Origin of the sequence: Paenibacillus sp. p3-SID1389 (assembly GCF_025151705.1) — a bacterium.
Classification (GTDB): Bacteria; Bacillota; Bacilli; order Paenibacillales; family Paenibacillaceae; genus Fontibacillus; species Fontibacillus phoenicis.
On record NZ_JALXVO010000007.1, the window covers coordinates 21,261 to 42,012 of the forward strand.

Consider the following 20,752-nt stretch of genomic DNA (forward strand, 5'->3'; position numbering starts at 1 on the left):
GTTCTGAAACTTAGAAATGATTTGCACGCATTTGAACTAGGAGGAGATTGGTTTGGATTTTAAAGAGTACATCCGGGTGATTCCTGATTTCCCTCAACCGGGCATTAGCTTCAAGGATATTACGACGTTGCTCAATGACGGTAACATGTACCGCAAGGCGATCGACGAACTGAAGCAGCGGGTATCTCATTTGAAGATCGATTTGATTGCCGGCCCTGAAGCCCGCGGTTTCGTTGTGGGTGCGCCGCTGGCTTACGCGCTTGGCGTCGGGTTCGTACCGATCCGCAAGAGTGGGAAGCTGCCTTATAAAACGATTGAGGTGGAATACGACCTGGAATACGGCAAAGACCGGTTAGCGATGCACAGCGATGCGGTAAAGCCGGGGCAAAACGTGCTGATTGCGGATGACTTGCTAGCGACTGGGGGAACGATCTCAACCTCTGTGGATCTGGTTCGTCAACTAGGAGGGAACGTCGTTGGTACTGCCTTCCTGATTGAGTTAAGTGAGCTGGAAGGCCGCAAGAAGCTGCCGGGAATTGAAGTCTTTTCACTCGTGCAATACGAATAAAAATAGATCCCATACAAAAGGGGCTGCTGCCACGTATCACATGGCAACAGCCCCTAATTTGTATAGAAGAGTGAGCTTAATGGGCCGCTTCTTCGTTATCGTTGCTTAACTTCAGCACTTGAATGAGCTTGAAGAACAGGCTAAGCACAATGCCAACGATCGTTGCCAAGGCCATACCCTTCAGCACGACGTTACCCATGGTCAGTTGGGTGCCGCTCAGGCCGATGACCAGCACAACGGTGGTCAGCAGCATGTTGGTAGGCTTGGAGAAATCCACCTTCTGCTCCACGAAGATCCGCAAGCCCGAGGCGGCGATAACGCCAAACAGCAGCAAGGATACGCCGCCCATAACCGGATCCGGAATATTAGCGATGATTGCCGAGAACTTCCCGGAGAAGGAGAGCAGGATGGCAAAGATCGCCGCACCCCCGATCACGTACACAGAAAACACGCGGGTTAATGCCATGACACCAATGTTCTCCCCATAGGTCGTGTTCGGCGTGGAGCCTACAAAACCGGAAAGAATCGTGGAGATCCCGTTCCCCATCAGCGACCGGTGCAAGCCCGGGTCCTTGGACAAGTCCTTGCCCACAATGTTGCTCGTCACCAGCAGGTGGCCGATATGCTCCACGATGACGACCAGCGCGACCGGCACGATCGAGATGATGACGGAGGTATCCCATTGCGGGGTTGTGACCGTCGGCAGGGTGATCCACTTCGCTTGTTCGATCGCTGAGGTGTCGACCACACCCATGAATAAAGCTAGAACATAACCAACGACGATCCCGATCAAGATGTGAATAATCTTCGGAAAGCCGCGGAACAAGACAGCGCCAAGTACCGTAACGACTAACGTCACGAGCGACAGCGTGATGGACGTTCCATCTGGCGTCCAGCCCTCCGAGCCATCGGTGATCCATCCGGCCATGCCGGCTGCGACGGGAATCAGCTCCAGGCCGATCAGGGCAACGATAGCCCCCATAGCGGCTGGTGGGAATACGACGTCGATCCACTTCGTGCCAGCGTATTTAATCAGCAGCGCAATCAGAACGAAGATCGCGCCGGTGACGATAAACGCGCCGAGAGCCAAAGCGTAGCCGTTCCCCGGATGAGTCTGGAGAACCGCCTGAACCGGTGCGATGAAGGCAAAGCTGGAACCCAGATAAGCAGGGATTTTCCCTTTGCAGATGAGGATGTACAACAGGGTACCGATGCCGTTCATCAGCAGGATCATGCCGGGGTCGACGCCAAACAGGTTAGGCACCAGCACCGTGCTTCCGAACATGGCAAATAAGTGCTGCAGGCTTAACAGCACGCCCGGTCCGAACGGGACTTTCTCATTCACTTGAATTTCACGTTGCAACGAGTTCACTCCTCTATAGATACGTTCATAAGATAACTATCCTTAATAGGATAATGACATTGGCGACAATTTTCAACATAAAAATACTTGACTTTTGTTTTTCTTTCCCAGGTAATCCCTTCATCGGCTGGTCGGTATACCCTCCCGAAGGCAGGCAGATCTTGCCGGGATGCTGTCCGTGCAGCGAAGACAATACCTGGAGTTGACGTGAGGGAACGCAAGAGGCATAATTATAGGAAATCAAAATGAGGCGAATTATGCTCTTGTATGCGTTTTTTCAGTATATTTTCATATAGAAAGGAATCAACAGGATCTCAATGGGCATAGAGCAATTACTCGAAAAGGCGTCTGCCTATATAAAGGAACCGGATCTGAAGCGGATTCGGGAAGCGTACGAGTTTGCGGATCAAGCCCATCACGGACAGGTTCGCAAATCCGGAGAACCTTATATCCTACATCCTTTGGCCGTAGCGGATATTGTAGTGAACATGCAAATGGATGCGCTGTCGGTCATTGCGGCCTTGCTTCATGATGTGGTGGAAGACACGACAGTGTCCTTAAAGGAGATACAGGAGCATTTCGGCAGTGATTGTGCATTGCTCGTTGACGGCTTAACCAAGCTGGAGCGGATCAAATTCCAATCCAAAGAAGAGCAGCAGAACGAGAACTACCGTAAAATGTTCATTGCGATGGCACAAGACATCCGCGTCATCGTCATCAAATTGGCGGACCGGCTGCATAACATGCGGACTTTGAAATACCAGTCCGAGGAGAGTCAGCGCCGGATTGCATATGAAACGCTGGAAATCTTCTGCCCTATCGCGAACCGGCTCGGGATCTCCGCTATCAAATGGGAAATGGAGGATATTGCCCTGCGGTACTTGAACCCGCAGCAATATTACCGGATCGCCAACTTGATGCGCAAGAAACGGGCGGAGCGCGAGGAATACATCAAGAACGTGATCGCCCGTATCGCCGAGAAGCTGGACGAAATGGGCATCCAAGCGGATTTGTCGGGGCGACCCAAGCATATTTACAGCGTGTATAAGAAAATGACGATGAAAAACAAGCAGTTCAACGAAATTTACGATCTGCTGGCCATCCGTATCATCGTGGACAATATCAAGGACTGTTACGCGACCCTGGGGATCATCCATACGTTATGGAAGCCGATGCCGGGGCGGTTTAAAGACTATATCGCCATGCCGAAGGCGAACATGTACCAGTCGTTGCATACGACGGTCGTTGGGCCTAACGGGGAACCTACAGAGGTTCAAATCCGCACATGGGAAATGCACCGGACGGCAGAATACGGGATTGCCGCGCACTGGGCCTACAAGGAAGGCGCAGGGACGAGCGGTCTCGAGAACAAAATTACGTTCTTTAACGAAATCCTGGAGCTTCAACATGAAGCCAAGGATGCTTCCGAATTCGTGGAATCGCTCAAAATGGACTTCTTCTCGGACCTGGTGTTTGTGTTTACGCCGTCCGGGGAAGTCATTGAGCTTCCGGCAGGCTCCGTGCCGCTGGACTTCGCGTACCGTATCCATACGGAAGTTGGCAATCGTACGATTGGGGCCAAGGTGAACGGACGGATCGTCCCGCTGGATCATCGGCTGAAAACCGGGGACATCGTGGAGATCTTGACCTCCAAACACTCGTACGGACCTAGTCAGGACTGGCTCAAAATTGCGCAATCCTCCCATGCTCGCAGCAAGATCAAGCAATGGTTCAAGAAGGAAAAGCGCGAAGAAAACGTGGAAAAAGGACGCGAAGCGATCGAACGCGAGCTGAAGCGGGCGGGGCTCGAGCCTTCCTTGTGGATGAGCGACGACAAGCTGTTGGAAGCGGCGAAGAAGTATGCCTTCAACGACATCGACGATATGCTGTCGGCGATTGGGTTCGGCGGGATCACGGCCTCCCAAGTCGTGACGAAGCTGACCGAGAAGCTGCGCAAGGAGCAGGAGGAAGCGGCCGGGCACATCGAGTTGACCACCGAGGTCAAAGAAGTGAAAGCGCCGGAAGAACGCCGGCATCGCCCAACGAACGGCGTCGTCGTGAAGGGGATCGACAATTTGCTGGTGCGGTTTGCTAGATGCTGCAATCCGGTACCTGGCGACGAGATCGTTGGTTACATCACCCGCGGCCGCGGCGTATCCGTGCATCGCAGCGACTGTCCGAACATCCCGAGCGGAGGAGAAGGCGAAGAGGCGGCGCGTGTGATCGACGTGGAATGGGAAGATTCGATCGAAGCGAATTACAGTGTCGATATCGAAATTACCGGGCACGACCGTCGTAACTTCTTAAACGAAGTGCTGCAGGCTGTGTCGGAAAGCAAAACGAATATTTCGGCCGTCTCGGGGCGGTCGGATAAGAACAAAATGGCTTTGGTGCATATGACGATTCTGATTCGGAATACCGATCATCTGCAATCCGTTGTGGAGAAGATCAAACGGGTGAAGGATGTGTACACGGTTCACCGGATTATGCAGTAGCAGATAGGAAAGGATTCAAACCAAGATGAGAGTGGTTGTGCAGCGTTGCCGTGAGGCGCGCGTGGTCGTAGCGGGAGAGACGGTAGGGGCGATCGGACCGGGGCTCATGCTGTTGGTTGGCGTGACGCATGAGGATACCGAGCAGGATGCCGCCTATTTGGCGGAGAAGATCTCCGGCTTACGCATATTTGAAGACGAAGCAGGCAAGATGAACCTGGCGGTTACGGAGATCGGCGGGGCGATTTTGTCGGTCTCCCAGTTTACCTTGTACGGTGATTGCCGCAAGGGCAAACGGCCCAACTTCATGGCGGCGGCCCGGCCGGAAACGGCGGAGCCGCTGTACGAGCGGTTTAACGAGCTGCTTCGGGCGAAAGGGTTGACGGTCGAAACCGGTATGTTTGGCGCCGATATGGACGTTCAGCTGACGAATTGGGGTCCGGTGACCCTGATCGTGGACAGCCCTGGCAGCGAGGGATAACTGCGAGGATACGGAAGTGGGGCAAGACGCGGAAATTCTGCGTCTTGCCCCGCTTTTATGTTAGGAGGAAGGTATCGGACAGATTTTCTTGCTGTGCAACGGAACGGGGCAATATGGACAAATTCCCTTCATTTTCATGCAGGATTTCGGGTTCTGTAGGATAAGCGGACCGATTTTGGTACAACCTTGTGATAAAGAGCTTGACGACCAAAGGAGGTGCTCACATGCACCAATCCGTGAAATCGAGAGACTGGCAATCCTCTCCGCTCATGACAGCGGGACACCGCAGCGAAGCCCGGATGACGGCCCGTCTGGCCGAACCGGAGCGCTTTGAACCGATGATGCAGGAGACCAGGCCCTCTGCCGAATGGCTCCCTCGACCCGGAAGCTGATGCTGAATGAATAAGGAGGAATCGGTCATGGCCAGACATATTCAGGCCTATTTTAATACAGAAGATCAAGTGGAAGGTGCGCGTATCGCCCTGCTGGCCTACAACACGAATGAGGTTGAAGCAGGGAATGTATCGAACGAATGGGGCGAAGACGATGAGCTTCAGGTTTCGTTATTGCCTCTAAATAATGGGGTGATCAGCGCATCAGGCGCAAACAACCCGGGAGTTGTTCCTGTACCCGGAACGGTACGCGGTGTGCAGAGCGTGCTGCCGGTGGTAGCTTTGGGAGAAGACAATACCGGCGACACGTTAGATGGTGAACGCAGCCAAGCGGTGGGAGACGGAGAACGGCTAATGACATCGAAACCTCCCATCGAGACCGGTGACGAGCCGCAGGGATGGAAATATGTACTCAGTGCAAAGGTGAAGGACAGCGATTATGAGACGGTTGTGCGGAAATTGCGCGAACATGGGGGCTATGTTGTAACGGAATAGTAGGGGGATATGGGTTCTTGTAATATAACTGTAATATTAGATACATGTTCCCTTAACATTGCTTGTTTATAATAACAGCATGACCCCCTTTTTAATATAATACCTTTTGGACCTGCACCCCGTTGGTGACAGGTTTTTTTCTTTGTGTAGACATTTTTCGCGTCTCGGGCTTGACTTTAGCGCGGTGGTTTCATACAATCTAAAAATAACAGTTGACGTCACTTCTATGGCGTAAATTGAAACGAATAGGTATTCGATGACGGGACAAAGTAGTTTAACCCCACACCCACAGAGAGGAATCCCCGACTTCGGCGCGGCAGACGGATCAATCGTATTCGTTATGCGGGCGGTGAAGCAGGCTGGAAGGATTCTGATGATGATTAAACGAAAGACTTCCCCGAGAACCGGCGGCGAAATCTAAGGCGGCTTATGGCTTGGACTTCGAGAGTAGACGTGCGGCGTAGGCGGGCGATAACCGTTTGAAGCGAATTTGATGCTTGGAAGCTGATGCGCATGTGCGAAGCGGAGCAGCTTTTGAGAGTCGACATTCGGAATGTGGGTGGCACCACGGGTGATTGTGAAACGATCTCTCGTCCCTGTTTGGATCAAACAGGAACGGGAGATTTTTTATATTGGCTTACGAGTCTGAGATGGAGGATGAACAATATGGCTTTTCAGAAACCGACGGGCACGCAGGATATCTTGCCAGGAACCGTCGAGAAATGGCAGTTTATTGAGGAGAAGGCCAGGGACTTGTGCCGGCGTTTTAATTACCGGGAAATTCGGACCCCGATCTTTGAACAGACCTCGCTGTTTGAACGCGGCGTAGGGGAGACGACGGATATCGTCGAGAAGGAAATGTACACGTTTCTGGATAAAGGGGATCGCAGCATGACGCTGCGTCCAGAAGGGACGGCCGGCGTTGTCCGCTCCTATGTGGAGAACAAGTTGTACGGCGAACCGGACGTCAGCAAGCTGTATTATATCGGGCCGATGTTCCGTTACGAGCGCCCGCAGGCAGGGCGTCAACGCCAATTCCACCAGTTTGGAGTGGAGGCGTTTGGTGCGACGGATCCGGCGATCGACGCCGAGGTTGTGGCGCTGGGTTATCAGTTTTGCCGTGAGCTGGGTCTTCAAGGGGTGAAGGTGGAGATCAACTCCGTTGGCAATCCATCCAGTCGGGCGGCTTACCGCGAGAAGCTGCTGGAGTTCCTGCTGCCGATGAAGGACAGCTTGTGCAAAGACTGCCAAGCTCGGATTGAACGCAATCCGCTGCGTGTGCTGGACTGTAAGACGGACCAGGATAAATTCGACGGGGCGCCGTCGATTCTGGATAGTTTGGATGAGGAGTGCACCACGCATTTTGCGAAGGTTCAGGAGCTGCTGAGCGCGATGGAGATCGACTATGAAATCAATCCACGCCTTGTTCGCGGGTTGGACTACTACACGCACACCGCTTTTGAATACAAAGCCCAAGGCATCGGCGCCATCGATACGATTGGCGGCGGCGGCCGTTATAACGGGCTGGTGGCGGAAGTGGGCGGTCCCGATCAACCGGGCATCGGGTTCGGGATGGGACTCGAACGGATCGCGCTGATTTTGGAAAAGCAAGAGATCGAGCTCGGCGCCGTCAAGCCGCTGGATGTGTATCTGATTGCCTTAGGCGAAGCTGCGGAGAAGGAGATTACGACCCAGCTGTTTAAGCTGCGGCAAGCGGGATTCTCTGCGGAACGCGATTATCTGGGCCGGAAGATGAAGGCGCAAATGAAATCCGCTGACCGGATGCAGGCGCGCTATACCGCAATTCTCGGCGACGATGAGCTGCAGCGCGGGGAAATCGCGTTGAAGTCGATGGACAGCGGCGAGCAGCGCACCGTGAAGTTAAGCGAATTGCTGAATGAGTTGCAGTAACCTAAACAACTACAAAAACAAAACGCGAAGAAAAGGGGAGTTACGATGAAACGAACGCATCATTGCGGCGCGCTGAGCACCGCGAACATCGGGGAAACCGTTACATTAAACGGCTGGGTGCAAACCCGCCGGGACTTGGGGGGTGTCCTGTTCATCGATCTGCGCGACCGCAGCGGCATTGTGCAAATCGTCTTTAACCCGGCTTATTCCGGCGAAGCGCTAAAAATTGCCGACCGCGTGCGCAGTGAATACGTGCTGGCCGTTACCGGGAAAGTGGTAGCCCGTGATCCTGAAACGGTCAACCCGAACCTGCCAACCGGCGATATCGAAGTGCAAATTACCGAAATCGAAGTGTTGAACGCAGCTAAAACGCCGCCGTTTTTCATTGAAGACGGCATCGAAGTGGATGAATCGCTGCGTCTGAAATATCGTTACCTCGACCTGCGCCGTCCGGAAATGCAGCAAACGTTGTGGCTGCGCTCCAAGGCGGCGAAGGTATTCCGCGATTTCCTTGACGGAGAAGGCTTCATTGAGGTGGAAACTCCGATCTTGACCAAGAGCTCGCCGGAAGGGGCACGCGATTACCTTGTGCCAAGCCGCGTGCATCCGGGAGAATTTTTTGCCCTGCCGCAATCGCCTCAGCTGTACAAGCAGTTGCTGATGGTCAGCGGCATCGAGCGTTACTACCAAATCGCCCGCTGCTTCCGCGATGAGGACCTGCGTGCCGATCGTCAGCCGGAGTTTACCCAGGTCGACATCGAGACTTCGTTCCTATCGCGCGACGAGCTGCTCGAGATGATGGAGAAGTTGATCGTACGCCTGTTTAAAGAAACGAAAGGCATTGATATTCCTACGCCATTCCAACGCATTAGCTATGCTGACGCGATGGATAAGTACGGGTCGGACAAACCGGACCTCCGTTTCGGTTTAGAGCTGGTGAACGTCAGCGATCTTGTGGCGAATAGCGGCGTTAAAGTATTTTCTTCGGTCATCGAAAAGGGCGGGGAAGTCAAAGTGCTGAACGCTAAAGGATGCGGGACTTGGAGCCGTAAGGAGATCGACGATCTTGGACCGTATGCAGCCCGTTATGGCGCGAAAGGTCTGGCCTGGATTCAAGTGAAGGAAGGCGAGTTCCGCGGTCCAATCGTGAAGTTCTTTACGGAGCAGGAGATCGAAGCGATTAAGGAACGCACCGGCGCCGAAGAAGGTGACCTGCTGCTGTTCTCCGCCGATAACAAGAAGGTTGTTGCTGACGTCCTCGGCGCATTGCGTCTGAAAATCGGCCGCGATCTTGGTCTGATCGACGACAGTGTGTATAAATTTGCTTGGGTCGTGGACTTCCCGCTGCTTGGCTGGGATGAAGAGCAAAAACGCTACGTCGCCGAGCACCATCCGTTCACCCGTCCGCGCGACGAGGATCTGCCGCTGTTCGACACCGATCCGGGGAAAATCCTCGCGCAAGCCTACGATCTTGTGCTGAACGGCTATGAAGTTGGCGGCGGTTCGATGCGGATTTACAAACGCGACGTGCAAGAGAAGATGTTCAAAGCGATCGGCTTGTCGCCGGAAGAGGCTCAAGATAAATTCGGCTACCTGATGGATGCTTTCGAATACGGTACGCCGCCGCACGGCGGGATCGCCTTCGGTTTCGACCGTCTGGTGATGCTGCTGGCCGGCCGTTCCAACTTGCGTGAGACGATTGCCTTCCCGAAAACGGCGAGCGCAACCGATTTGCTGATGAACTCGCCTTCCGAAGTCGACGGATCGCAGCTGGATCAGCTGCACATCAAGCTGGCTCCCAAGCTGGCGGAAGTAAAGAAATAATCGGTTAAGATGTCAACCTAACGGAGGTACACTGACCATGCTTCATCAATTTTCGCGGACAGAACTCGCCATCGGGGCAGAGGGTCTGGATATTCTCAAGAAAAGCACGGTTGCCGTGCTTGGCGTCGGCGGCGTAGGAGCGATGGCCGTCGAAGGGCTGGCCAGAACCGGAATCGGCCGGATTATCATGATCGACAAGGATGTTGTCGATATCACCAACATTAACCGGCAAATTCATGCGCTGACGACGACGATCGGACAGAAGAAAGCCGATCTGATGCGCGAACGGATCAAGCTCATTAACCCGGAGTGCGAAGCGATTGCGCTGAATATGTTCTACACGGAAGAAACTTACGAAGAGCTGTTTAAGTACGATATCGATTATGTACTGGACGCTTCGGATACGATTACGTACAAAATTCACCTGATCAAGCAATGCTTGCAGCGGGGCATCCCGATCTTGTCGAGCATGGGGGCTGCCAACAAAATGGACCCGACGAAATTCCAGGTTGCGGATATTTCGAAAACCCATATGGACCCCATGGCTCGTGTGATTCGCACGAAGCTGCGAGAGGACGGGATCAAGAAGGGCGTTAAGGTCGTTTTCTCGACTGAACCGCCGGTACGACCGCGCAAGGACGTCACGGAGAAAATCGCGCCAGCCGGCGCAAAAATCCGCAAGGCGAAGCAGCCGCCGGCCAGCAACTCGTTTGTGCCGCCGGTGGTCGGCTTGATCATGGTCAGCGTAGCGGTGCGTGAGCTGCTGGAGCGCGGAGGCGTAAGCGTAAGCGTATGAATCCGGAGCTCGTCAAGAAGCTGCGGTTACCTGCGGACAGCGACCGCGTGCTCGTGCTGGATGCGCCGGCCGGGTAGGTGGAGCAGCTGGGCTTAAGCTCGGAACAAACGCGAAGCGGCAGCCCTCACCGCCGCCGGAAACGCCGGAAGATCTAGCGGCAGCGCTGAGCGGGTTAGCCCCTTCGCATAAGAAGGCGTATATCGAGTGGATCTTGGATGCCAAACGGGCAGAAACATGAGCGAGCCGGATTGCTCAAACCGTGGAGAAGTTTAAGGCAGGCTTAAAGCGCCCGTCGGATAAAGCATAGAAAAAATAAGACGCTGGGATTAGGCTTGTTAGACAAGTCTACCAGCGTCTTATTTTTTTGAGAAAATTCGCCTTTTGACCTGAGGTAGTGGTATAATGGAACTCCTTTTGAGTCTGGAGTACACAAAAACCTTAGGAGGTAACTGAAATGAATGATTTTCAAAGTGCCTATCAAGAAGAGAAGGCGCGGCTGGACCGCACCTTGGAAGAGATCGATCGGCAGCTGCAACGGCTGCGTTCGATTCCGGTGTACACCGGACATGACTTTACCGAGCAGCTCCTCGAGGAGAATCGGGAAACCCAGCGGAAGCAGCTGGAGCAGTCGATTCAAGAGCCGTATTTTGGCCGGCTGGATTTTGAGGAGCGCAGGGGAAGAAGAAAGCCGCTTTATATTGGCAAGGTCGGGGTGGGCGATCCGGATGGCAAAGACCCCATTGTCATCGATTGGCGCGCGCCTGTGGCTAGTTTGTTCTACTCGTTTACCGGCGGGGACGATGCTTCGTATGAAGCGCCTGAAGGCTTGATCGAAGGCTTGGTTTACTTGAAGCGCAACATCGTGATCCGCAAAGGCATCCTGGACCGGGTCGTGGATACGTATAACCGCGACAGCGACGGTCCGGCCGTATCAGATGAGTTCCTCGTGTACCGGCTTGGTGAGAACAAGGACAACCGCCTGCGTGACATCGTCTCGACCATTCAGGCCGAGCAGGACCGAATTATCCGGGCGGCGAAAAATACGGCGCTGATTATCCAAGGCGTAGCCGGCAGCGGGAAAACGACCGTGGCGCTGCATCGGCTGGCTTTTTTGCTGTATCAATATAAGGAACAGATTAAGGCGGAACGTTTAGTTATTTTTGCACCCAACCATATGTTTATCGACTATATATCCGAAGTGCTGCCCGAGCTTGGGGTCGGGGATATCCAGCAAAGCACGTTCAGTGATTGGGCGGCTAAGGTGCTGGGACTGGACGAGGTCCCAAGCGATGGATCGGAGGCGTTGTCCCGCTGGTTTGACGGCGGAGCGACAGGGGCGGAAACGTGGCAGGATACAGAGCTGCCGGGACGCTTCAAGGGCTCGATGGCGTTTAAGGAGATCATCGATGCGTCGGTAAGTACGCTTGAGTCGGCCTGTGTTCCTGAGGGCGATTTCGAGCCTTGGGAAGGCGCTCGGCTGCCGCGTAAGGAGATCTTGGCCTGGTTCGAAGGCGAATACCGCCATTTTCCAGTGGCACGGCGCAAGGAACGGGTGCTGGCGCGGATCCATCGCTGGATCGAGATGGAACTGAAGAAGGCGCCGTCGGCGGCGGCCCTGAAGGACCTAAAGAAAAAAGCCCAGCAACGGGAAAAAAGCTATGCGAAAAAATGGCCGGAGCTGACGCCGCTCAGCCTCTACAGGGAGCTGTTTGGCATCCGGAGAAGCGGCGGCACGGAAGGAATGGCCGATGTCTCCGACCGGATACCGCCGGGCATCTGGAAGGAGACGCAGGCGCGCTTAAAGAAAAACGTCGTCAAGGAAGAGGATTTGGCCGCCCTTTTGTATTTATATACTTTGATCCACGAAATCGACGGCAATCTGACCTTCGACCACGTCGTGATCGACGAGGCTCAGGACTTTACGCCGTTTCAGGTATATGTGTTGGACCGTTTTGTCAAAGGGCACTCCTTTACGATTCTCGGAGATTTGTCCCAAGGGATCCATTACTACAAAGGGGTACGTAGTTGGGAAGAAATGCAAGTTTTGTTCCGGCCGGAGGAGACCGCTTATTTCGCATTAACGCGCAGCTACCGGTCAACGATGGAGATCATCCAATTCGCCAACGATATCCTGGAACGGGGTGTAGGTACGGAATTGCTGGCGGTCCCGGTATTCCGCAGCGGGGAGCCAGTGCGGCTGTTAGAAGCGGATAGTGAGCAGTGGCTGCCGTTAATTCGGAAGGCGTTGGACAAGGTGCTGGGCGGCTCGTTCCGTACGGTAGCCGTATTAACCCGAACGATGCGGGAGGCAGAGGAGCTGCATGCCGCGTTAATCCAAGGTGGGCTGGAAGTCAACCTGATTACCGGGGAGCTGACGCAATACGCCGGTGGGATCTCGGTGCTGCCGGTGTACCTGTCAAAGGGCCTGGAGTTTGATGCGGTGATCGTGACTGATGTTGACCGGGAGCATTACGGCCCCAAGGACGCCAAGCTCCTGTACGTCGGCTGCACCCGCGCCCTGCACGAGCTATGGCTGCTGCACGGCAAGGAGCTGCCGGATTACGTCCCGGGCGAGGGTTCGACGGACAATGCCGTCAGGACGAGCTTAGAGGCGTAAGGGTACGGGGCGTGAGTTGGCGGCTGATTATAGGGGAAGGTCCTGTCCCCTTTGCCCCCTTTTGCGGCATTATCCCTTTTGTTCAGGTGAAGGCGGACGAGAAAGTGCATGCGGATTGGATGTGGAGATGTGGGATTAGCAGCTCTTTGGTGGTCTTTTGCGGCATTATCCCTTTTGTTCAGGTGAAGGGCGAAAAAACATGCACACCAGGCAGGCTTTACTCGGAAACCTTCCTGGGCGGCGAAGCGCAAAAGTCACGCGTTTGGAAATGTGTTCGATTTTTCATATATAATTTACCGAAAAAAGCGAAAAAACCGAATTGTATTCGGTTTTTCGCATAGATTCTGGGCAAACACCTTCAGTAGGCGCGAATGTATATGAAATTTCATATACATTTAGCCAAAATCGCTCAAAGCCGCCCAAATGTATTCGGTTTTTCATATAGAATCACATAACGTGGTCTCTTCAATGTACGGATTGCGGATACATGTGGTGGTTTATAAGCTTATCGCTTCTTCCCTATGGAACATAAAACGTGTACTTTGATCATACATCGTCCTGCATGAACTCGTCCAGCCACCGATCGGCTTTGCTCTGGTTGCAGAGATTGCAGGCGCAGACGCAGTTTACCGGGGTCGTGTGACCGCCCTTGGCTCTTGGCAGCAGGTGGTCGATCGTATCGCCGTACTCCCCGCAGAAGAAGCAGGTGTAATCATCCCGCGTCAAAATATAATGGCGGAACGCTTTGTTCGTGTACAAACGCCGGATGGTGAAGGGGTTCACGACGACGGCCATATGCTCGCGCACGAGTGTGACCGCCAGATCATAGTCGATCTCCTGTTGCCAGCGCCGACCTTTGTCGGTACGCCCGCGCAGGCGGATCATGCCGTTGCGGTTCGGTCGCAGGGTCCGGACGTCGGGACCCTCGACCTTCGGCGGCGGGGCGGGCAGCGCCCGCTTGATCCGCCGCTTGGGCGGCGCGGCTTCACCGCCGTGCCGCCCCGCGGCGGCAGCCGGCGCCGCCGCATTAACGGCGCTTGCGCCGTCCTGAAAGGCCGCGATCTGTGCCGCGGCCTTTTTGCTGCGGCGCTTGCGCTTGCGTTTGCGCGCCGCCTTGGCCGTGCCTGCGGCGCCGGCCTCCGCGCCCGGCGGCGCGCTGGGCCCGGCCGCCGCGGCTTCGCTCGCGCGGCCGTCGCCGCTTGGCGCCGCCGGCGCGGGCGCGTTCGCTGGCGCTGCCAGCGCTGCGCCAGCGGGCTCAGGGGCCGCGGCCTGCGGCAACGCGGCCTGAGCCTGGGCAGCCTGCTGCCGCTTGCGCAGCGCCCGGCAGCTGCGGCAAGCGCCCCGGCGCGAGCCTTTGCCGGAGCGCTTGCCGGTGCGGCGCAGGAATTCGCCCAGCGGTTTGGCTTCGCCGCAATAGGCGCATATTTTTATCGCTTTCGCGGAAGTGGAGACGTGCTCAGGTTGCTGCTGCTGAGTCAAGGGGGTCACCTCAGTTTGGAATAGGCTGTAAGTAGGATCTGACTCCATTATACCTGATTCGATATAAATTAAGCCAAGACCGGCCGGTCTTGGCTTATGGTTTATGATAATGGATGTGATTTTGTAATGGGATGTTCCCAGGTTGCCGTTACTCGGACACGGTTGCGGGTTGTCTTAGGCTGCGCATTTTGGTTAAGATTTTGCGGATGCTTTCATCGGAGAGGTGAAATCTTTCGGCTAAATCCCGTACCTTGCTCCCGGCGCGGTACAAGCGAAAAATCTCTTCGTTTCGCTTGGCGATGGTGAGGCGGGAACCGCTCAGTTCTCCCCATAACGCCCTTGACCGTTCCGGCTTGGGAATGTATAGCAGCTCGCCCTGAATATAAGTTTGGAGCTCCTTCAGCAGCCTAGGGGGAAGAACATCCTTTCCATTTTTGTAATTCACGATCATGTACCTCCTTATTTCGTGCTCCGTCCTTGATTGCTGTTACGATATAAGTCAACATGCTCGCTTCCCCCTTTCAATTTAGTATTGGTAGCCGCTTCATCCAACCTTCTCGGTGTAGAGCAAACGACTTTTGACTTTAAATAAAGACAAAATTTGGTTTTAACTGGATCTATCTTAACACAGGTATCGTCAAACATAAATAAGGGAGGCTGTTCCCAGCCCCCCGTTTTATTGTGGTGCCGCTTACGCGACAGCCACCTCACTCACTGAAATCACTTCGATCAGCCCCCTTTCCCGTGATTCGTCGGCCCGACATCTATATTAACTCATATTTTCTGCCGCAGGAAAAGCGAAAGAACAACTATAAGTGTTTTTTACGTAAGGTATGCTAGAATAAATTTGGTATCATTCCATGTATCCTGTTTATCATGCTAACGATCAAGGAAGTGACTTGAAGGTGGATTTGTTTTCTTTCAATCAAGAGCAAAGCCCGGCGGGGCGGTTGCTGGCCGACCGGATGCGGCCGACCTCGCTGGATGAATATATCGGACAAGAGCATATCGTCGGCCCGGGCAAGCTGTTACGGCGGGCGATTGAAGCGGACCAGGTCTCCTCGATTTTACTGTACGGCCCTCCCGGCTGCGGCAAAACGACACTCGCCCACATTATCTCCCATCATACGAAGGCGGAGTTCGTCCGGCTAAACGCGGTGGATGCGTCGGTGAAGGATGTGCGCGAGGTAATTGAAAAAGCGCAGAACGACAAAGCTTTTTACGGCACGAAAACGATTCTGTTCCTGGACGAGGTCCATCGATTTAACAGCTCCAGACAAGATGCTTTACTGCCGGCGGTGGAAAAAGGTACGGTCATCTTCATCGGTGCGACGACGGAAAATCCGTTCCACTACGTTAACGGCGCTCTTATGAGCCGTTCCACGCTGTTCCAGCTGGAGCCGCTGACGAAGGAGCACTCGCTGATCGCGATGCGGCGGGCTTTGGCCGACCAAGAGAAGGGGCTTGGCTTTATGCCGCTGCAGGTTGACGAAGAGGCGCTGCTGCACATCGCTGCGATGGCGAACGGCGACATTCGGCGCGCGCTGAATGCCCTGGAGCTGGCGGCGATGACTACGCCCCCGCAACCGGACGGGACGGTGCACATCACGCTCGAAGTGGCGGAGGAATCGATCCGCCGGCCGCTCGTCAAAGCGGACGAGTCCACGCAATACGACGTGCTGTCGGCGTTTCATAAATCGATTCGCGGCTCCAGCGATGCGGCGGTGTTTTGGTTCCTGTACGCCGTAGAGAAGCTGGGGATGGATCCGATGACGTTTATCCGCCGGCTGATCGCCGCCAGCAGCGAGGATATTGGCCTGGCCAACCCGCAGGCGATGGTGCAGGCGGTCAGCGCCTTAGAGGCTTACCGTAACAATGGCTGGCCAGAAGCGCGGCTGAACATTGTCCAGGCGATCCTGTTTGCGGTCGAAAGTCCAAAATCCAACGCGGTGGTTGAAGCGATTGGGAACGCCATGGCGGCGATCGAAGAGGTCAAATCTGCCGAAGTGCCGCTCCATTTGCGCGACACGCATTATAAGGGAGCGGTGAAGCTTGGGCATGAAGGCTACAAATATCCGCATGATTATCCCGGGCATTACGTACAACAGGAGTATCTGCCGAAACGATTGTCCGGCCGGACGTTCTACCATGCCACGGAACAGGGGAACGAAGCGAAGATCAAGCATAACCAGGAACTGCGGCGCAGAAGCGGAAGGTAGAAGGGAAAGTGCGAGGCGAGGGAAGGCAAGAGGATCGCAAGCCAAGTCGCAATAGCCCGGTTATGCATAAAAAAAGGGAGCCCCACGTCATTCACCGACGCGGGGCTCCTCTTTATTGTTAGGCTTGTACAGCCGAAATCTCGGTCCGCAGCTTCACCGGGGCTTCGATCGTGCCGCCGCCGAGGCATTCTTCGCCTTGGTAGAACACGACCGCTTGGCCTGGGGTGATCGCCTTTTGCGGTTCATCAAATGCGACATGCACCGTGCCGTCTGGTTGCTTCGTCAGCGTCACACCTTGATCGGGCTGACGATACCGGAATTTCGCCGTGCACTTGTACGGCCCCTCCGGCATTTTGTCTGCGCCAGCGATCCAGTTAACGCCGGAAGCAATCAGCGACGTCGAGTACAAGCTTGGGTGCTTGTCACCTTGCACAACATACAAAATGTTGCGCTCCAGATCCTTATCAGCCACGAACCAAGGTTCGCCGGTACCGGAGCCGCCGATACCCAAGCCTTGACGTTGACCCAGCGTATAGTACATCAGGCCATCGTGACGGCCCTTAACCTCGCCGGTGACAATGTCGATCATATCGCCGGATTGGGCCGGCAAGTAATTGCTCAGAAACTCCTTGAAATTCCGTTCGCCGATAAAGCAGACGCCGGTGCTGTCCTTCTTCTTCGCGGTATAGAGGCCAGCTTCTTCGGCGATCCGCCGTACCTCCGGCTTCGGCAGGTGGCCGATCGGGAACATCGCTTTGGACAACTGCTCCTGATTCAGGGCATTGAGGAAATACGTTTGATCCTTATTGCTGTCAACGCCGCGCAGCAGCTTGTACGTCTTGTTCTCTTCCACGACCCGTGCATAGTGCCCGGTCGCCACGTAATCCGCGCCGAGGTCCAGCGCTTTGTTCAAGAATTCGCCAAACTTGATTTCCCGGTTACACATGACGTCCGGGTTAGGCGTCCGGCCCCGCTTATATTCTTCGAGGAAATAGGCAAATACTTTATCGTAATATTGCTTCTCGAAGTTCACGGTATAGTAAGGGATATCGATCTGCTCGCAGACGCGGCGAACGTCTTCAGCGTCCGCTTCGGCTGTGCAGTAACCGAACTCGTCGGTATCGTCCCAGTTCTTCATAAATATACCGATGACGTCGTAGCCCTGCTGCTTCAGCAGGAGTGCCGTCACCGAGGAATCGACGCCGCCAGACATGCCGACGACGACGCGGATTTCGCTGTTAGGCTTAGCCATCATTATCACTCCTTTGAGCGGCGAATCGCTCGTCGTTTATTTTACCACAATTGTCGCTTTATTTCCCAAAACACATATGATATGTTACGATAAGCACAGGGTAAAGATAGGAATAGGGAGGAATCCCCGGATTTGGGCGCGTATGTCGCGGAAGAACGCGGCGAATGGCCTGATACTGTTTTTTAAGGATCAAGGATTAATTATATAAAGTTTATTTGAAAATTGAAAGAGGTGCCTTCTTTGAAGATTTCGACAAAAGGACGCTACGGATTGACGATTATGATGGAGCTGGCCGCTAAATACGGCGAAGGGCCAACTTCCCTGAAAAGCATCGCCGAGAAAAACCAATTATCCGAGCATTACCTGGAGCAATTAATCGCGCCGCTGCGCAATGCCGGTCTGGTGAAGAGCGTGCGCGGTGCTTATGGCGGTTATATTCTTTCCAAAGAAGCTAGTGAAATTACGGCGGGAGACATCATTCGTGTGTTGGAAGGGCCGATTTCTCCGGTGGACTTTACCGAGGAGGACGATCCGGCCAAACGGGATTTGTGGCTGCGCATCCGCGACAGCATCGCTGAAGTGCTGGATTCGACGACGCTGGAGAATCTGGTGAACTACGAGGAACATGGAACCAAAGAAAATTACATGTTCTACATTTAGTCTGCGAACCGACTTGCCATCCACAATGAAATAAGATACAATCAACGAACAATTCGGTAGCCGTCCCGATTCCGGGGCGGTGATTTACGTTTTATCAAAAAGTTTTTGGGACAAGGTGAGAGCCATGAAGCATATTTATATAGATCATGCCGCTTCCACGCCGATCCATCCGGAGGTAGCGGAAACGATGCTGAAGGTGATGCGGGAGCAATTTGGCAACGCCTCCAGCGTTCATTATTTCGGTCGGGAGGCCAAACGTTTGGTGAACGGGGCGCGGGATACGGTTGCCGCACGCATCGGTTGCCGCCCGGATGAGCTGGTGTTTACCGGCGGAGGGACGGAGAGCGATAACCTGGCGTTGTTTGGCACGGCGTTTGCCCGGAAAGCGGAGGGACGTCATATTATTACGACCTCCATCGAGCATCATGCGGTGCTGCACTCCTGCGAGCGCTTGGAGAAGGACGGGTTTGAGGTGACCTATTTGCCTGTGGATCGTTATGGACAGGTGCATCCGGAGCAAGTGCGGGAGGCCATCCGGCCCGATACGATCTTGATCAGCGTGATGTATGGCAATAACGAGGTGGGAACGATTCAGCCGATTGCTGAAATCGGCGCGATCGCGAGGGAGCGGGGGATCGTTTTTCATGTGGATGCCGTGCAGGCGTTGGGCGCGTTGTCGATCTCTTGCCGGGATTTGCCGGTCGACTTGATGAGCTTCTCTTCGCATAAAATCAACGGTCCCCAAGGCGTCGGGGCTTTGTATGTACGTAAGGATCTGGTGCTGGAGCCGATTCAACACGGCGGGCTGCAGGAGCGCAAGCGCCGCGCTGGCACGGAAAATATGGCCGGCATCGCCGGCTTTGCCAAGGCCGTGGAATTGGCTGCGGCGGAGCGGGAGACGCGCGTCGCTCACGATGAGCAGCTGATCCGGGAGCTGCTGTCCGCACTGGAACAGCGGATCACCCGGGAGGCTTTCCATGTCAACGGCCATCCGACGAATCGGCTGCCGCATATCATCAACATCAGCTTCCCAGAGGTGGATTCGGAGACGATGCTGATGAATTTGGATATGGAGGGCATCGCTGCCTCCAGCGGCTCCGCATGCACCTCGGGGTCTCTGGAGCCGTCCCATGTGCTGGAAGCGATGCATCTTCCGGAAAGTTTTTTGCGTTCTGCGATTCGATTTAGCGTCGGAATGGGTAATACTAGGGAAGAAATTTACGAAATCACCGAAAAAATTGGAACCATCCTGGAACGTCTCCGTAGAAAAAAATAATGGGCATATTTTTGGGCTCAAATCGGCTTTTGCGGAGGGGAGGTTAGTTTTTTCGGTATTAGTATGAGATGCCCAAACAGGGAGTGTCCATTTCAACATGAGAATGCAAGAAATGATCGGTCTGACCGTCTATGATGTGGAGCGTGGCAAGAAGGTCGGGAAAGTCGTTGACCTCCTCCTGGACCACAATTGGTCGATCGTCGGCATCCAACTGGAGAATCGATTGTTTTGGAATTCCAGCGTCAAGGCCGTGCGATGGGAGGATATCGTGGCTTACGGTGAAGATGCCGTGATGATCTGCAATCAACAGGCTGTCCGCAAGTGGGAAGCCGAGAATATACAGAATACCTTCTTAACGGGAAATGGAAAATTAAAAGAACTGCCTGTCCTGACTGAAGACGGAATACGTCTAGGCCATGTAACGGATGTTTATTTTGAACACGAATTGGGAAATACAATTACTGGAATTGAAATTAGCGACGGGTTTTTCACCGATCTGATGGAAGGGCGCAAGCTGCTGCCATTTATGCCGGAAATGACCCGAGGGGAAAACGCGATCATGGTGCCCCTGGGCAGCGAACAGCTGCTTGAAAAGCCGTGAATTTTTTGTGGATGGATAGGTGATGGTTCTATGATGAAATGTCCAAATTGCAATTCCAAGGATATTGGGAAAATCGGCTCCCACCAGTTCTACTGCTGGGGTTGCTTTATCGAATTGACGGTAAACGGCGATAAAATGTCCGTATATCAAGTAGAAGAAGATGGAACGCTCAGCTCTCTGGATGATCTGTTCTTCGGCGAGGAAATGGTGCAGGACTTCCCGCAAATGCACGCTTCCTCGTAACAATATATTGCTGCTATGCTGTGAAGATGCACAAGCTGTCCCCTTTTTTATATCGAAGGGGGCGGCTTTTTTTTGTTTAGGCA

18 protein-coding genes and 1 pseudogene are annotated in these 20,752 nt (G+C 54.2%); 15 read left to right on the forward strand and 4 right to left on the reverse strand.

The features are described from left to right. Nucleotides 1-52: 52 nt before the first annotated feature. Nucleotides 53-568: an adenine phosphoribosyltransferase gene (locus tag M3G15_RS04605; protein ID WP_009224407.1), complete on the forward strand. Its 516-nt coding sequence runs from the start codon at nt 53-55 to the stop codon at nt 566-568. A gap of 76 nt (nt 569-644) precedes the next feature. On the opposite strand, the gene uraA is transcribed toward M3G15_RS04605, so the two are convergent. Beyond that, nucleotides 645-1,931: a uracil permease gene (uraA, locus tag M3G15_RS04610; protein ID WP_036644729.1), complete on the reverse strand. Its 1,287-nt coding sequence runs from the start codon at nt 1,929-1,931 to the stop codon at nt 645-647. Between the two features lie 317 nt (nt 1,932-2,248). Between uraA and M3G15_RS04615 the strand changes: the two genes are divergently transcribed. The 9 genes and pseudogenes from M3G15_RS04615 to M3G15_RS04650 all read left to right on the forward strand — a co-directional run bounded on the left by M3G15_RS04615 (nt 2,249) and on the right by M3G15_RS04650 (nt 12,939). Further along, nucleotides 2,249-4,426, forward strand: coding sequence for a RelA/SpoT family protein (locus M3G15_RS04615; protein WP_260070212.1), 2,178 nt, complete (start codon nt 2,249-2,251; stop codon nt 4,424-4,426). A gap of 25 nt (nt 4,427-4,451) precedes the next feature. Then, complete coding sequence (gene dtd / locus M3G15_RS04620; RefSeq protein ID WP_260070213.1) at nt 4,452-4,904, forward strand: D-aminoacyl-tRNA deacylase; 453 nt, start codon at nt 4,452-4,454, stop codon at nt 4,902-4,904. Between the two features lie 224 nt (nt 4,905-5,128). After that, nucleotides 5,129-5,296 carry a hypothetical protein gene (locus M3G15_RS04625; RefSeq protein ID WP_260070214.1) on the forward strand — a complete coding sequence of 56 codons (168 nt, stop codon included), beginning with the start codon at nt 5,129-5,131 and terminating at the stop codon, nt 5,294-5,296. Between the two features lie 27 nt (nt 5,297-5,323). Beyond that, nucleotides 5,324-5,791, forward strand: a complete 468-nt coding sequence (locus tag M3G15_RS04630; protein ID WP_260070215.1) for a hypothetical protein — start codon at nt 5,324-5,326, stop codon at nt 5,789-5,791. A gap of 666 nt (nt 5,792-6,457) precedes the next feature. Then, a complete protein-coding gene (gene hisS, locus M3G15_RS04635) occupies nt 6,458-7,702 on the forward strand; it encodes a histidine--tRNA ligase (protein WP_260070216.1) in 1,245 nt (414 codons plus the stop codon). 45 nt (nt 7,703-7,747) lie between these two features. Further along, on the forward strand, nt 7,748-9,526 hold the full coding sequence (gene aspS, locus M3G15_RS04640) for an aspartate--tRNA ligase (RefSeq protein ID WP_260070217.1): 1,779 nt from the start codon (nt 7,748-7,750) through the stop codon (nt 9,524-9,526). A 37-nt stretch (nt 9,527-9,563) separates the two neighbouring features. Then, a complete protein-coding gene (locus M3G15_RS04645) occupies nt 9,564-10,322 on the forward strand; it encodes a tRNA threonylcarbamoyladenosine dehydratase (protein WP_260070218.1) in 759 nt (252 codons plus the stop codon). Nucleotides 10,323-10,482: 160 nt separating this feature from the next. Continuing rightward, nucleotides 10,483-10,560, forward strand: a pseudogene (locus M3G15_RS21745) (YdeI/OmpD-associated family protein); the annotation flags it as partial. A gap of 216 nt (nt 10,561-10,776) precedes the next feature. Further along, nucleotides 10,777-12,939, forward strand: coding sequence for a HelD family protein (locus M3G15_RS04650; RefSeq protein ID WP_260070219.1), 2,163 nt, complete (start codon nt 10,777-10,779; stop codon nt 12,937-12,939). A gap of 546 nt (nt 12,940-13,485) precedes the next feature. Here the strand turns inward: M3G15_RS04650 and M3G15_RS04655 are convergent. Both M3G15_RS04655 and M3G15_RS04660 read right to left on the reverse strand, forming a co-directional pair. Further along, nucleotides 13,486-14,427: an HNH endonuclease gene (locus tag M3G15_RS04655; RefSeq protein ID WP_397376590.1), complete on the reverse strand. Its 942-nt coding sequence runs from the start codon at nt 14,425-14,427 to the stop codon at nt 13,486-13,488. A gap of 139 nt (nt 14,428-14,566) precedes the next feature. Beyond that, entirely contained in the window at nt 14,567-14,869 is a 303-nt protein-coding gene (locus tag M3G15_RS04660; protein ID WP_009224396.1) for a CD3324 family protein, read from the reverse strand. Nucleotides 14,870-15,323: 454 nt separating this feature from the next. Between M3G15_RS04660 and M3G15_RS04665 the strand changes: the two genes are divergently transcribed. Beyond that, complete coding sequence (locus M3G15_RS04665; protein ID WP_260070221.1) at nt 15,324-16,637, forward strand: replication-associated recombination protein A; 1,314 nt, start codon at nt 15,324-15,326, stop codon at nt 16,635-16,637. Nucleotides 16,638-16,755: 118 nt separating this feature from the next. Here M3G15_RS04665 and mnmA read toward each other — a convergent pair whose 3' ends face one another. After that, a complete protein-coding gene (gene mnmA / locus M3G15_RS04670) occupies nt 16,756-17,889 on the reverse strand; it encodes a tRNA 2-thiouridine(34) synthase MnmA (RefSeq protein ID WP_260070222.1) in 1,134 nt (377 codons plus the stop codon). A 240-nt stretch (nt 17,890-18,129) separates the two neighbouring features. On the opposite strand from mnmA, the gene cymR reads away from it, so the two are divergent. The 4 genes from cymR (at nt 18,130) to M3G15_RS04690 (ending at nt 20,669) form a co-directional block, all read left to right on the forward strand. Beyond that, nucleotides 18,130-18,549, forward strand: a complete 420-nt coding sequence (gene cymR, locus M3G15_RS04675) for a cysteine metabolism transcriptional regulator CymR (RefSeq protein WP_036644716.1) — start codon at nt 18,130-18,132, stop codon at nt 18,547-18,549. Between the two features lie 124 nt (nt 18,550-18,673). Then, nucleotides 18,674-19,825, forward strand: a complete 1,152-nt coding sequence (locus tag M3G15_RS04680; protein WP_009224392.1) for a cysteine desulfurase family protein — start codon at nt 18,674-18,676, stop codon at nt 19,823-19,825. Nucleotides 19,826-19,922: 97 nt separating this feature from the next. After that, a complete protein-coding gene (locus tag M3G15_RS04685) occupies nt 19,923-20,426 on the forward strand; it encodes a PRC-barrel domain-containing protein (protein WP_009224391.1) in 504 nt (167 codons plus the stop codon). A 33-nt stretch (nt 20,427-20,459) separates the two neighbouring features. Beyond that, nucleotides 20,460-20,669: a hypothetical protein gene (locus M3G15_RS04690; RefSeq protein WP_026263546.1), complete on the forward strand. Its 210-nt coding sequence runs from the start codon at nt 20,460-20,462 to the stop codon at nt 20,667-20,669. The last annotated feature ends 83 nt before the right edge of the window (nt 20,670-20,752 follow it).